14 protein-coding genes are annotated in these 13,001 nt (G+C 45.9%); 5 read left to right on the forward strand and 9 right to left on the reverse strand.

What is annotated here, in order from left to right; all coding sequences use genetic code 11:
• Positions 1-162 precede the first annotated feature (162 nt).
• Positions 163-552, forward strand: coding sequence for a hypothetical protein (locus A7K98_RS12740; protein WP_087488900.1), 390 nt, complete (start codon positions 163-165; stop codon positions 550-552).
• Between the two features lie 175 nt (positions 553-727).
• Positions 728-2,008: an OprD family outer membrane porin gene (locus A7K98_RS12745; RefSeq protein WP_157665949.1), complete on the forward strand. Its 1,281-nt coding sequence runs from the start codon at positions 728-730 to the stop codon at positions 2,006-2,008.
• 54 nt (positions 2,009-2,062) lie between these two features.
• Here A7K98_RS12745 and fetB read toward each other — a convergent pair whose 3' ends face one another.
• Both fetB and fetA read right to left on the reverse strand, forming a co-directional pair.
• Positions 2,063-2,836 carry an iron efflux ABC transporter permease subunit FetB gene (fetB, locus tag A7K98_RS12750; protein ID WP_087488902.1) on the reverse strand — a complete coding sequence of 258 codons (774 nt, stop codon included), beginning with the start codon at positions 2,834-2,836 and terminating at the stop codon, positions 2,063-2,065.
• Positions 2,823-3,494, reverse strand: a complete 672-nt coding sequence (gene fetA, locus A7K98_RS12755) for an iron efflux ABC transporter ATP-binding subunit FetA (RefSeq protein ID WP_087488903.1) — start codon at positions 3,492-3,494, stop codon at positions 2,823-2,825. Before fetA ends, fetB begins: the two co-directional genes overlap by 14 nt.
• A 244-nt stretch (positions 3,495-3,738) precedes the next feature.
• Between fetA and A7K98_RS12760 the strand changes: the two genes are divergently transcribed.
• A complete protein-coding gene (locus A7K98_RS12760; protein WP_087488904.1) occupies positions 3,739-4,665 on the forward strand; it encodes a ketopantoate reductase family protein in 927 nt (308 codons plus the stop codon).
• A 49-nt stretch (positions 4,666-4,714) separates the two neighbouring features.
• On the opposite strand, the gene A7K98_RS12765 is transcribed toward A7K98_RS12760, so the two are convergent.
• The 4 genes from A7K98_RS12765 to A7K98_RS12780 all read right to left on the reverse strand — a co-directional run bounded on the left by A7K98_RS12765 (position 4,715) and on the right by A7K98_RS12780 (position 8,380).
• On the reverse strand, positions 4,715-5,053 hold the full coding sequence (locus tag A7K98_RS12765; protein ID WP_087488905.1) for a DUF496 family protein: 339 nt from the start codon (positions 5,051-5,053) through the stop codon (positions 4,715-4,717).
• A gap of 154 nt (positions 5,054-5,207) precedes the next feature.
• On the reverse strand, positions 5,208-6,266 hold the full coding sequence (locus tag A7K98_RS12770; RefSeq protein ID WP_087488906.1) for an FUSC family protein: 1,059 nt from the start codon (positions 6,264-6,266) through the stop codon (positions 5,208-5,210).
• Between the two features lie 277 nt (positions 6,267-6,543).
• Positions 6,544-7,710 (reverse strand): serine-type D-Ala-D-Ala carboxypeptidase DacD, encoded by a 1,167-nt coding sequence (gene dacD, locus A7K98_RS12775; RefSeq protein WP_087488907.1) that lies wholly within the window; start codon positions 7,708-7,710, stop codon positions 6,544-6,546.
• Positions 7,711-8,032: 322 nt separating this feature from the next.
• The gene (locus A7K98_RS12780; protein ID WP_087488908.1) at positions 8,033-8,380 is read right to left on the reverse strand and encodes a putative quinol monooxygenase; all 348 of its coding nucleotides are present in this window, start codon (positions 8,378-8,380) and stop codon (positions 8,033-8,035) included.
• A gap of 110 nt (positions 8,381-8,490) precedes the next feature.
• Here A7K98_RS12780 and A7K98_RS12785 point away from each other — a divergent pair, with 110 nt between their 5' ends.
• Complete coding sequence (locus A7K98_RS12785) at positions 8,491-8,856, forward strand: ArsR/SmtB family transcription factor (RefSeq protein ID WP_087488909.1); 366 nt, start codon at positions 8,491-8,493, stop codon at positions 8,854-8,856.
• Between the two features lie 408 nt (positions 8,857-9,264).
• On the opposite strand, the gene A7K98_RS12790 is transcribed toward A7K98_RS12785, so the two are convergent.
• Complete coding sequence (locus tag A7K98_RS12790; RefSeq protein ID WP_087488910.1) at positions 9,265-9,570, reverse strand: hypothetical protein; 306 nt, start codon at positions 9,568-9,570, stop codon at positions 9,265-9,267.
• A 176-nt stretch (positions 9,571-9,746) separates the two neighbouring features.
• Here A7K98_RS12790 and A7K98_RS12795 point away from each other — a divergent pair, with 176 nt between their 5' ends.
• Positions 9,747-10,694 (forward strand): acyltransferase family protein, encoded by a 948-nt coding sequence (locus tag A7K98_RS12795; RefSeq protein WP_087488911.1) that lies wholly within the window; start codon positions 9,747-9,749, stop codon positions 10,692-10,694.
• Positions 10,695-10,749: 55 nt separating this feature from the next.
• On the opposite strand, the gene A7K98_RS21665 is transcribed toward A7K98_RS12795, so the two are convergent.
• Entirely contained in the window at positions 10,750-10,878 is a 129-nt protein-coding gene (locus A7K98_RS21665; RefSeq protein ID WP_257789950.1) for a hypothetical protein, read from the reverse strand.
• Positions 10,878-12,956 carry a hypothetical protein gene (locus A7K98_RS12800; protein WP_087488912.1) on the reverse strand — a complete coding sequence of 693 codons (2,079 nt, stop codon included), beginning with the start codon at positions 12,954-12,956 and terminating at the stop codon, positions 10,878-10,880. The genes A7K98_RS21665 and A7K98_RS12800 overlap by 1 nt, the downstream gene beginning before the upstream one ends.
• Between the last annotated feature and the right edge of the window lie 45 nt (positions 12,957-13,001).

Genomic DNA, 13,001 nt, shown 5'->3' on the forward strand with positions numbered 1-13,001 from the left:
AATGTTCTGTGTGTATCTGAATACTGGTTTAAAAAAGCATCTGTGGAAAATTGCGCGCCCGGGAAATAAGTAAAATGAATCAAAGACCTGACAGGGTACTGCGGCTGTGAGTTACCCGTTTCCGCCGTTGCCGGCCCTTCCATCTTTTACAGGAATTAAGCTATGTCACAATACCGCGTGGTTTTCATTCATTCCCCCTCGCCACTCCCCGGCCGCTCCCCCCTGCAACGTGGCTATTTCCCATTTTCCCTGACAGAAAAGTTTATGTCTGCATTGAGCCTTGCACTACAACCACACAGCCCCGATGTGCAGCTGACTGTAGATAATTCAGAGTCAGATATTGAACTTCTGCTGGCACAGAATGTGGATTTTCTGATTTGCGCTCCCGGACTACGCTGGCAGTTTTATCACCAGGGATTCAATCCTCAGCAGATTATCTGGCTTAATGTGACAGAATTTATGAGCAGTGATGCCAGGCCTTCAGCGTTTAGAATTCGCTCAATGATCAGAGATATTGAGAAAGGTTCCATTCCTCCGCTGCCTGATTTGTAAACAATCGTAATCAAAAAGAGTAATAACGGACGGCTATTGAGCTTACGTTTAATAAAAATGACAATAATTATCATTACCGTTATCCGTTAAAGGCTTCACCTGCTAAACCAGCACGGATTTAAACCGTTCTGCACCAGATATGCCTCAACGCTGTCTGTTAGCAGGTTTTATTGTTATGACTAAACCAAAACTCTCTCCGTTCCTGACATTTATCCTCAGCACATTACCGTTATCAGCAATGGCCGACTTATTAAGCGACAGTCATCTGACGCTCGATAGCCGAACAATGTATTACAATAATGACAGTGGTACTTCACACACCAGCCAGCCGGTGGGCAAACAACTGGGCGAAGGGCTAATCCTGACCGGGAAGTCCGGTTATACCCCCGGAACGCTGGGATTCGGTGTTGATGCCGTTGGTATGCTGGGGACTAAACTGTATGGCCCGACCGGTAACAACATCAATACCGGTCTGTTTCCACAACACAGTGATAACAGTGCTCCTGCAACTTTTGGCAGCGCTCGTTTTGCAGCCAAAGCCAAAATTCACCGCACCGTGGCGAGAGCAGGATATCAGCAACTCAATCTGCCGGTGATTCACACCAATGCAGGACGTTTGTTTCCGGCATTTTATCGCGGCTACACGCTGCATTCAGAAGATATCAGTCACCTGACACTCGATGCCGGTTTTATCGACAGGGTTCAGGGCAGAAACCAGACCCACTATCAGCCACTCAAATCCACAGGCAAAGCGACCGGCAGTTCCTCCGGTTTTTCTTATGCCGGAGGCCGGTACACGCCGATAAATGCGCTGGCACTGAGTTATTACTATGCGCGGCTGAACAATTTTTATCAGCAGCACTTCTTTGGCGCAGTGGCCTCTTCCCCGTTAGGTCGCGGGGTGTTAACTGCAGATACCCGCTATTTTCTCAGCCGTAATGATGGTGAACGCTACGGTGGAAATGCCGATAACAATGCACTGGGTGGCATGCTGACCTACCGGATTGCCGGTAACAGTCTGGGTGCCGGCTACCAGCAACTCACCGGAACCGGAGGTTTTCCTTACCTCGATCCTGGTCAGAGCATTGATGGTGTATCCACAGATACCACGGGGGGCAGCACAGGGCTTCTTAGCGAATCCCCTCTGTCAAAATTTAAAACAGCACATGAACGTGCATGGATAGTGCGTTATAACCTGGATTTGAGCCGGCTTGGAGCCCGGGGATTAAGTTTTAACAGCAGCTATGTTTATGGCTATCACGCCATGGTCAGCAGCAAAACCGGCTATCAGAATGAGTGGGTACGAACGTTGGGCTTAAGTTACCGGTTACCGGAATCTGTCAGTAAGGATATGACGGTCAGCTGGAAGAATGTGACGTATCGCAGCAATATCAGTGGCACCCATAGTCAGGACCAGAATATTTTACTGCTCACCTGGCATTATTCGATTCTCTAACCCGGGCTGATTATTCCGCTGCCGGCAGAGCTCAGTGTTCTGCCGGCAGAAGGGTTATTTTGCGTTCTTAATCACCAGTTGATGCCGGTCGTTATAAAAACGGCGACAGGCCAGATACCCGGCAATAATTGTCGAAATACTGGCGGTGGAGAGTGTCATAAAGGTGACCATAATCTGATATTTTATCGCTTTGACCGGATCGATCCCCGCGAAAATCAATCCTGACATCATTCCCGGTAAGCTAACCAGACCAACAGTTTTTGCTGAATCTACGGTTGGAATCAACGATGAACGAATGCTTTCCCGCAGCAATTGCGCCGAGGCCTGTTTAGGTGTCGCTCCCAGACTCAGCATCTCCTGGATCTGTTGCTGATGAGAACTGAAACGCTGACCGAGGTTGTTATAACAAAGTCCCACCGCAATCATACCGTTGCCGGCGATCATGCCGGAAATTGGGATCACCTGCATCGGTAAAAACTCAATAGATCCGGTACCCACCAGCACGATCAGTGTCAGTACTGCCCCGCTGGTGATAGCGATAAATGACATTACAAATGCCCTGTCGATATATTTACTACGCTTTTTGGCATTCAGCGCCGCGTTTACACAGATAAACAACACCATCAGTATCGTCAGTAAAGCATTATTCACATCGAAGATATATTTGAGAACATAACCGACAATCACTAACTGCACGACAGCCCGACCGATGCTCCAGATGATATCTTTTTCCAGTGAAAGCTTTTCCCGGTGACTGATGATAATGGCCAGCAATACCAGACCAAGGGACATTAACAGCGAGCTGTTGGTAATATTATGCTGGTTCATTAGTGGTTTCCCGGGGCTGGTTGGCGGTCAGAGTAATCACATTATCCGCATGATTGATTTCGTTGCGATCGTGGGTTACCCAGAGCACGCCAAGATTTTTCTCTCTGACATACTGATGAATCAAATCGTTCACCCGGCGTTTATTACTGTCATCCAGTGCGCTGGTAATTTCATCCAGCAGCAGAACCCTGGGTAAAAACTGCAGGTTACGCAGCAGTGAAACCCGTTGTTTTTCACCGCCAGAAAGTTCGGTCACCGGTTTAGAAAGCAAGTTTTCCGGCAGTGCCAGCCGTTGCAGATCCTGCTTAAGTTGCTGTGCATCGGCTTTCTTTTGTCGCAACTGCCACGGAAAACTCAGATTATCCTCCACCGTCTCACCAAACAACGCAGGTGTCTGAGCACAATAGGAAACCTGGCGCCGGTACTCCTCCGGGGAATAACTGTCGATAGATTTACCGTCAAAACGAATATTTCCGCTGTCGGCAGAGATCAGCGAGGAGGCAATTTTCAATAAGGTACTTTTGCCGCATCCGGAGGGACCGGTAATCAGAGTAAACTCCCCGGGCCGGAGAGAGAGTGAAATGTCATTAAGTATCGGTGTATTACCCGCCCGAAAGCAGATATTGCTTAATTCGAGCAGTGGTGGCGACTTCTCCATGATCTTTATTCCTGTATTCTCTACTATTCCCCCTATATTAACGGGGTTTCCTGTCAGGGATAAATGGCTTTTTTAGGCCTGCAGCAGCAACATTCTGCTGGCGGGTGGCTTTTTTGTCACTCATTCATGCCACCCCGGGCCAACAGGCTGAATTTGACATAATTTTTTAACTATAGTGACTGGTGTTTCCGGCTGCAGCCTTTTAAGGTAGAAGTCTTAATTCTGAATGGATGGGAGACGAGTAATGCGGATTCTGGTTGTTGGCGCTGGCTCTACCGGCGGGTTTTATGGCGCAAGTCTGGCGCGTCATGGCCGTGATGTCACATTTCTGGTACGTGAGAAGCGAGCAGAAAAACTCAGAGAAAACGGGCTGGTCGTTCATGCACACTCCGGCACCTTCTCTCTCCGGCCACAGATTGTAGTCGCAGATGAAATTACCGCCCCTTATGACCTGATTATTCTGACCGTAAAAAGTTTTGGTCTGGCTGGCGCTATCCGGGATATTACTCCGGCTGTGGGCAAAGACACTGTCATACTGCCGATTCTCAACGGTATGAAGCACATCACCACGCTGCGTGAGACATTTGGTGAAGACAAGGTGATTGGTGGCCTGTGTAAGATTCACTCTACGCTAAATGATGAGGGCGAAGTTCTCCAGATGTCTGCACTCAGCCAGTTAATCTTTGGTGAGTTAGATGGCGGTGATTCAGTCAGGATTCAGAAGATTAATCAGGTATTTACCGATTGCGGATTTGATAACAAATTATCACTGTCAGTACAAAGTGATCTGTGGGAAAAATGGCTGTTGCTGAGCACCCTGGGCGCAGTTACCTGTCTGTCGCGTGGTAATACCCAGCAGGTGTTGCAGTCTGCCGGAGGTGACACACTGCTGAACACTATTTTCAGTGAAGTTCTGGCGGTAGTCACTGCCTGCGGCTATCAGCAGCGCCCTGCGGTCATCGCCACCACTCTGCAAACCCTCAGTAATCCGGCCACTCCGATGACATCCTCAATGTATCGCGATTTGCATCAGGGTTTCCAGATTGAAGCAGACCAAATCATTGGCGATCTGGTAGAAAGAGCACGTGCACATTCAGTACCTGTACCACTGCTGAATGCAGTATGGGTGAATTTGCAGGTTTATCAGATTCAGCGCCAGTCGTCTGTCTGATGATATAAAAAGCCCGGTCATTGTGCCGGGCTGATTCTGAACTGTCGGTTTATTTCTTTTCGTCGACTGACGGTGCTTTCTGTTCACCCAGCAGTTTCAGTTTTTTCGAGATTTCACGACGTTCTTTAGACAGATCGGCGTTTTTGATGATGTATTCGTCGACACGATCTTCATAGTCGCTGCGCATGCTGGCAATAATTTCCTGAATTGCCTCAATGCTCATGCCAGGCTTGATATATTCACTCAGGTTATCCAGCAACAGAACACGCTTCTGGTTGTCACGGACTTTCTTCTCATTATCCGTGATCTCACGTTGTAACTTATTTTTACGGCGAAACATGCGTACAAATTCGAGTACGTCCTGGAATGACTGTTTGGCATTTTCCATGATAACACCTTAGTTTGACGCCTGTTCTGGCAGGCGTGTGAGTTTCAGAATCTATCGAATCAGATGAAGTCTCTGCTGCTTTATTGTGACTTCTAAAACTTTTCAGTACCTTATCTTAGCGCAAAGCAAATGCAATTCACATTCAGACCACCGATTACTTTCTCAGCACCATCCGGATCAGATCATTCATTCTGACCAACTGGCCGTGCAGTTCAAGGCTTAACCATACATAACCGTACACCTGAGCGGCTTCAGCATTCGCATGTTCCGCTTTGGAAAGCAGCGATTTTAGCTCACGGTTAACCTCTTCCAGTTCAGCCGCAGTGGCAGCAACATTATCCGGAATGCCGCTGACCAGCATCTCAGCCAGTGTGCGAAACAGGTTTTCGGTCAGCGCCTGAGTCCGTCGTATCGTCGGGGCATTCAGCAGTAACAGATGACTTTCGCGAGAGGCCCACCACGCATTGATCTGCATCTCCAGGGTGTAGACCATATTACGTTGAATGGTCTGAATGGCTTCATACACTGATTTAGGGATACGGGTCTCTTTATTTGCCGGTTCCAGCAGCGAGCGCATTTTGACCACCTCAGTCAGTAATTTCTGAATCGGTTTATTCAGCCGTGGCTTTTCCAGCAAATTAGGTGACAATCCGGTGTGGTAAATCTTTAGTGAGGCTATCAGAGCATCTGACATTCTGATTCGCCAGAATGTATAAGCACGTTGGGCCCAGATTCCGGTAAAGATCACAGCCAGGATAGAGCCAAAAATCACATCGCCGCCGCGCCATAATGCCGTCAGGAAATCGCCCGCAGGGGCCCCCACGACCACCCCCAGAGTAATGCCAATCAACAATGCCATATACGGCCGTTTACCCAGGGTCAGATAGCCACAGACAAACATGACAATGGCACACCACACCAGCATCGCCGGCAGAGAAATCAGCTCTATTTTCAGGGCAATTAATCCCGAAACAGAACCCGCGATCGTGCCGATGATACGCTGCACCGCACGTGGAAATACCGTCCCCCAGGAAGAAACCGGTCCCATCACCACCACCAGGGTGATTAATGGCCAGCTCCCTTCCGGAATCTGAAATAACCTGACCAGCAGAAAAGTTAAAACAAAGGAGATGGCAATACGCAGACCATGAACGGTCTTGTAATGGCGGTATAACCAAAATTCGGGTTTGGATATCGGCTTGTCGGGACGCACTCTGAGTTTCCGGTCATTATCTGAAGGTGTATTTTTACATATTCGTGGCAAAAAATCTGTGGCAATTCGTCACAGTCATCGGGGATTTTGACAGGGATTTTCTTTGTTGATGGCTATGCAGAACCACAATGACAATCAGTAATGAAGTGAAATAGCTGACAGTTACCGGACGGACTGAAAGATTCTCTGCACCAAGCTTAATAGCAGACATTGGAGGTTTCACACTGTTTTGGTGTTGAATTACACCGGCCAGTTTGACCGGTGTAATAGATAACGGTTACAGTTTTTTCTTAACGTAGTCGGTGATCCGGGTGATGATGCCACCCTGTTTCACTTCCTGCAGCGCAACCAGAGGATAGCTGGCAATCTGCTTATCTTTGTCCATTACCTGAATTTCCCCGACTTGTTCATCGGCAGCTAACGGTGCATCCAGCTCTTTTTTATCGATAACATATTTCGCTTTCACCTGGTTAATCTCACCACGTGGCAGCGACAGATAGACATCTTTGGCTGAACCGACATTCACCGAATGCGGATTGCCGTACCAGACATTCTCAGTACCGATCGCTTTACCGGCATGGAACAGCTGGACGGTATCAAAATTATTCTGGCCCCAGATCAGCAGTTTTCGGGCACAGTCTTCACGGTCTTTCGGGCTTTTTGCCCCCATAACCACCGCGATCAGGCGATGCTGACCAATAACATTGGTGGCAATAATATTAAACCCGGCGGTTTCGGTGTGGCCGGTTTTCATACCATCCACATGCAGGCTGTTATCCCACAGCAGGCCAACACGGTTATTCTGAGTGATGCCGTTCCATGTCATCGTCTTCTGACTGTACATGTGATAGAACTCTGGCTCCCCGTGGATAATTGCCATCGCAACAATCCCCAGGTCTCTTGCTGTACTGTACTGGCCCGGTGCGTCTAACCCGTGAACTGTCTCAAAATGGGTATTTTGCAGATGCAGATCAGCGACCACCTGATTCATCAGTTTAACAAAGTTCTGTTGTCCACCGGCGACGTAATCGGCCAAAGCCACACAGGCATCATTACCTGAATCAACAATAACCCCACGGCTTAAATCGCGTACTGAGATTTTATCTCCGGGCTTGAGGAACATCAGAGATGACCCTTTAAATACCGGATTACCTGCACCCCACGCATCTTCCCCGACAGTGACGATATCGTCCGGGGTAATGCGTTTCTGGTTAATTGCACGATCCACCACATAGCCGGTGACCAGTTTGGTCAGACTGGCAGGGTTACGGCGTTCATCAGGGTTGTTTGATGTTAAAACCTGTCCGGTAGTCGCGTCCATTAACACCCAGGATGCGGCATCAAGTGTTGGTGGCGTCGTGGAAAAAGGCAGGGTGTCATCGGCAAAAGCCGTTGATGTCAGTAAAATCATACCCGGTAAAGTAATAAGCAGACGCCTTTTCAAACTAAATTCCTCAGTAAATAGGGTGGATCGTCAGGTTTTAGCCGCTTTTTTACGGCATTTTCACCCAGCTGGCATCTCTCAATTGTGAGTAAATGTAACAGGTCAAATGGCGGGATCTGCTGTAAAACTTCCGGTTATAAAACAATATACTGTTGTCGGGGTATTGTAGCCGATGGCTGGGAGGGGGTTTTCTGCGAAAAGCTCAGCGCAGGGATGATTTTATGGCCCGGAGATTTGTCATGTTATTCGTTGAAATGAATCATTTTCTCACAGTCGTCCGTACGCAGGACAACCGTACAGATACCGCTGCCCTGCCCGACAATTACTGATAGTCACTAGACATCTTCAAAAATGTCACCTGCATATCCCCGTCCAGCCACTCAAACCGCGAGGCTAAAAAAGCCTGAATATAGGGTTGCTGCAAATGTTGTTGCAGCGCCTCTGCCGATTCCCAGACTTCATAAAACACAAATTTCTCACGCTGGCTGCGGGAGCGGTGAACATGATAAGCCAGTACTCCGGGTTCAGCGCGGGTGGGTGCCACCAGTGACAGCAACTGTTGCTCCAGTGCATCTTCAAGCCCTGGTCTGGCAATGGCACTTCCCGTCACAGCATAAGGGCCGGTTTCCCCGGCATCCACTGCCGGCAGGATCAATTGGTTATCAGACATTGTGCTTATTCTCCCCGGAGATTGTCGGTGTTGTGGCTTAAAGGTATGATATTTGCTGTACCTTACAATATAGGTACGATGATATCCATACCTTTATCCCGGAAAACACCATGAAAGATCAGCACGGCCATCCAGAAGCGGAAGATATTGAGTTAGGTGAGTTACTTCAGGCGCTGGCGGACCCGTTACGCAGACAAGTGATCAGAGAATTAGTCCTCCTGCCGGAAGGGAGTGAGCGTACCTGCGCCTCTTTTAATCTGCCGGTAAGTAAAGCGACTCTCACCCACCATTTTAAAATTCTGCGACACAGTGGCCTGATACGTCAGGTGGATCGGGGAAACAGTCGCGCGGCGCAATTAAGACGTTCTGACATTGAACAACGCTTCCCGGGATTACTTGCTCTGCTGGCGAGTGAAGCCTCAGCCTTATTCACTGAGACTGCCCCTGATATCTGCAACGAAACCAAAAACCCATAACCCTTTTAGATGATATCCTTGCACTAAACCCATTTGAATCTGTAACCTCGCACGGGCTGGTGTCTGACTGGCCTCAGATTGTCCGGAGTTAAGTACTTAAGAAATCATCCCGGGGTTGGTACATCCGGGGGCCTGCTTTTGGTACAGAGTATTGTGTGTTGCAACAGGTATCATTAAGAAAAACCAGGGACAAAAAAGGTTATTCATTGAGCATAAAATACCTTAACAAACTGATTTTAAATAACAGAACAGAAAAGCACAGGAAGGTTTAGGATGAAAAATAATGATGCAGTCACCCCAACCTTCCTGTTCCATGATTATGAGAAGTCAATCATAAATGCATGATTTAAAAAACAATAATAACCAACCAAAATCAGGTTGGTACAAAATTTGGTACAACCTCAGATTTTAGGCCCTGTCAAAACTCTTCACCATAAACGTCACCACGCCAATCACCCGCGCATCGTCCAGCGCTTCACCTTCGATAATTCCGCCGTCAGTGATAAACCGGCCAGCGCCGACTGTCGCAAACAGTTTTTGCTGACCGGCCAGATCGAGCAGAACCACCCTCCCCGCTTTTGCCGGTATGCCAGGCTCGACTACAGCGTAGCCCTCATCTGTCGGAACGATGATTGAGGATTCGGTGATACCCATGACCAGATTCGGTGTCAGGCGTGTTTCTGTGTAGTCTGCAGCGGGGGATGGGAAGGCCATGGTGTAATCCTTCGTCTAAGTTAAATTGAATACCCACATTCTATTTGCAACATTATATTAACAATCAAATCTGTACAATTACCATTCAAACTATAGATATTTTCATTTCAAAATATTTACTAAACCTTTACATTACTGTATGTTGGTTTTTTTATCCATAATATAAAACACTAAAAATGTCATCTGAAATAAAAAAAAGAGTTGAATGGATTGATATATCCAAAGGGATAGCTATTATATTAGTTGTTGCGGGTCATATATTAACTGGAAATTTAAAGTATTTAATATTCACATTCCACATGCCTTTCTTTTTTATATTATCAGGCTACCTACAGAATCCAAACGGGCGGCTGAAACTAAAGAAACACACAAAGTTAATTTCTCAATATATTTTATACTGGATAGCTTTTACATGCTTTGATGCGCTGGTCAGTTATGCAAGAGGTGGCCTGACATTATCCCAAATTGAAACATATGCATTCAACTTCTCAATGGGGGGAGCATGGCTAACCGGATCACTTGGTGTTTTTTGGTTTATACCTGTTTTCATTTTATCAAGCATTGTGCTAAACCTCGCTTCTAAAATGAGTACGGTAAACATAATAACAACAATTGTAATAATGCTCTCACTATCATATGTTGAGTCATATTATGTAAAAACAGATATAATCTATGACTTAGACGTATGCCTGTATTCAATACCATTAATGCTGACAGGTCACCTGGTGAAAAGAAATGAATCATTATTTACATGGCGGTTAGTGTTCCCCTGCTTCATAATTTCATGTATCGCAATGGTGTTATTACCAGGATTTTTAAAAATAGATTTAAAGGCCACCGAGTATGGTTTTCCTGTAATTTCTTTATTTGTAGCCCTAAGTGTCACTTTATTTATAATGAAAACATCAAAGTCAATAAGCAACAAGATAGTGCTGTTATTTGGTGAAAGCTCACTAACAGTAATGTTTATCCATCAGTTTATTCACTTTAATATCGCACAGAGAATAAATAGAAACACCTATAGTGAGCTTGCAATAACTTTATCACTTTGCTTCATATATATAACTTTAAAGCCAATGATATTAAAAAAACGAACTACTGCTATCGCACCACCCTACAATTAGAATATCTTATGCCACTTTCATTTTATAATGAAGTGGCATAGTGAATGTTATATTTCTATTTTTGATCTCTTTCATAATCTTCTGCTTCGGTTTCCAGTTCAGCTGCCTGCTTTGCAGTTGCAGCTAAAGCATCCTCAATTGCTTTACGCCCGCTGAACAGCTCATCATATAAATCATCACTCATCACGAAGCTCTCCACTTAACAGTATTATCATCGTCAGTATCTACCCACAGTCCGCCTACCGGGACTGCAGTCGGTATTGCAGTCGCGTGAGCAATGTTTGGGTATGATGGGTATGTCGCATAATCTTTCTTGCTGTTATATGCAAGCATAGACTCCGGGCTATTGGATGTCACAGAAGGAGAACCTTCAACAATGGCTTGCTCATAACGTAACACATATCTTGTCGCCGTAGATGCTCCCTCAGAAGTCATTGATGTTATATCAAAATTATTATACCAGCCAGGCGACTGATAAACCGTTCCCACCCCGTAAGTTGGCTTCAGAATGAAATCATTAAAATTTCCTGATGATAATGTAAGGCACCTAGCGCCGCCAATAGCGCGTATAGAAATTTCATTGTAATACGCAGAAGTAAGAGCAACATGCGACCCTGTTGTTGCCGTTCTTTCTGATATGACATTGAATTTATTATTGTAGATATATTTCCCGATTGTAGTTGCGTAAGTTGTAAGGGCCGTTCCTTGCCCATAACTCACTATATCAAGGGAAACATCAGTGACGGGCATAGTGGTATCAGTGCACTGAATGAATACAGCTGGAGCGGAAGTATTAATACTTCTGAAAGAAACCTTGCCAGTTATAACACGGGAAAGGTTACCAATAAATATCCCTGATACAACACAATCCTCAGCCGATACATCCACAGTAAAATTCGCATTCCTTGTAAATAAATGAGCAGCCGCATGATAGTTATTTTTAGACCTTACTTTTATGGTCCCGTTATAATTGTAACCTTCAAGCTCAACACCTGAATATGCACAGTTATCTGCTGTTATGTCTGTGTTAATCTCCGTCGAGTTATTAAATTTAAAAGCAGAGCCTAATGACAAATCAGAACCTGTCAGCGGATACACCTGGCCAGAGTAACGATATGATCCTTTAATGCTTACTCTTGTACACCCATTTATATAGCCTATATATGTCGCTCTTTCCCCGGTTACTCCATCCCCTATTACAACATCTGAGCTGTTTTCAATACGAATACAGAAGGTTTGCACAGGTGAATTGGAATAACTGACCCCGCTATTTAATGACACTCCGGAAGTATTGTATATTTCGGAGAGTGGGTCATTTCCTGCCAGATGTAATCTCCCGCCAAGATAAAACTTTGTAACTGACTGAACATCTAGGATAATCCCAAAGCCATCAGATGAAAGCATAGTCCTTCTGGATAAAGTCGATCCCTGACCAACAATGCTGATGTTGTTTTTTGTTATAGCCCATCTGGTGTTATATGGGTCATCGTTGTAATACTCTCTCCCCATACCAAGTAGGACGGTGTCATTATCTTCAAGGCCAGATATCATTTTCATGAAACTAGCTGTATCAGGATATGCACTCCCCAAGCCACGGCATCCATACCATTCAGGCTGAATTGGCTGACCTGCTAAATATTCAATCCGAACCCATACGTAAGCAGAATTTGCTGATGCAAAAACCTTTCCCGAATCAGCAGTAAATTGAGTTGATAGTTTTGAAATAAACTCTCCACCACCAGTATAACTCCCTTTCTCAAACTCGATAACTGTGACTTTCTTACCCTCAGCTTTCGGGTCAGTTGCAACAAGACCAGAGCAATAACCAATTCTCCCGATAACAATCTCACCATCATCCGCTGCCAGCTCCTGCCGCAGCGCCGCATCACCCACCACGACAAAGTTATCTTTGTCTGTTGACCATGTGGCCACAGTATTACCGGTGGTGGTGTATGGGAGGGATACAGAAGCTTTCGGGCGATAATACTCACCGTTGTATGCGGTTATCTGGTTGCGGCTGGTGAAAGTGATGGGGCCATCGGCATAATCAGCGAGAAACTCATAACCAGAGTTGAGCAGGAATTGCTGGAACTGATTATTGATACCCTCTGCTGTCAAATGCTGTTTACCAAACCGGTCTGTATATGTGTATCCGGGAGAGGTAACCCACTCATCAACTTTCGCACCGGCAAACACCACATCGCGAATATCAGCACTCGGAACAGGTTTATGTGTCGGGGTTGGGATTTTGTAATCTGCCATTTTGTCGCCTTTTAAACACGGCAAATCCTCAGAAGTTAATCTGAT

The organism is Tatumella citrea, assembly GCF_002163585.1.
Lineage (GTDB): Bacteria > Pseudomonadota > Gammaproteobacteria > Enterobacterales > Enterobacteriaceae > Tatumella > Tatumella citrea.

Coding starts and splice junctions, on each gene's coding strand:
- fetB (WP_087488902.1), bottom strand. CDS start 2,836: ATGAACCAGCATAATATTACCAACAGCTCGCTGTTAATGTCCCTTGGT.
- A7K98_RS12790 (WP_087488910.1), bottom strand. CDS start 9,570: ATGGCCTTCCCATCCCCCGCTGCAGACTACACAGAAACACGCCTGACA.
- A7K98_RS12800 (WP_087488912.1), bottom strand. CDS start 12,956: ATGGCAGATTACAAAATCCCAACCCCGACACATAAACCTGTTCCGAGT.
- A7K98_RS12795 (WP_087488911.1), top strand. CDS start 9,747: ATGTCATCTGAAATAAAAAAAAGAGTTGAATGGATTGATATATCCAAA.
- A7K98_RS12760 (WP_087488904.1), top strand. CDS start 3,739: ATGCGGATTCTGGTTGTTGGCGCTGGCTCTACCGGCGGGTTTTATGGC.
- A7K98_RS12785 (WP_087488909.1), top strand. CDS start 8,491: ATGAAAGATCAGCACGGCCATCCAGAAGCGGAAGATATTGAGTTAGGT.
- A7K98_RS12765 (WP_087488905.1), bottom strand. CDS start 5,053: ATGGAAAATGCCAAACAGTCATTCCAGGACGTACTCGAATTTGTACGC.
- A7K98_RS12745 (WP_157665949.1), top strand. CDS start 728: ATGACTAAACCAAAACTCTCTCCGTTCCTGACATTTATCCTCAGCACA.
- A7K98_RS21665 (WP_257789950.1), bottom strand. CDS start 10,878: ATGAGTGATGATTTATATGATGAGCTGTTCAGCGGGCGTAAAGCAATT.
- A7K98_RS12780 (WP_087488908.1), bottom strand. CDS start 8,380: ATGTCTGATAACCAATTGATCCTGCCGGCAGTGGATGCCGGGGAAACC.
- A7K98_RS12740 (WP_087488900.1), top strand. CDS start 163: ATGTCACAATACCGCGTGGTTTTCATTCATTCCCCCTCGCCACTCCCC.
- fetA (WP_087488903.1), bottom strand. CDS start 3,494: ATGGAGAAGTCGCCACCACTGCTCGAATTAAGCAATATCTGCTTTCGG.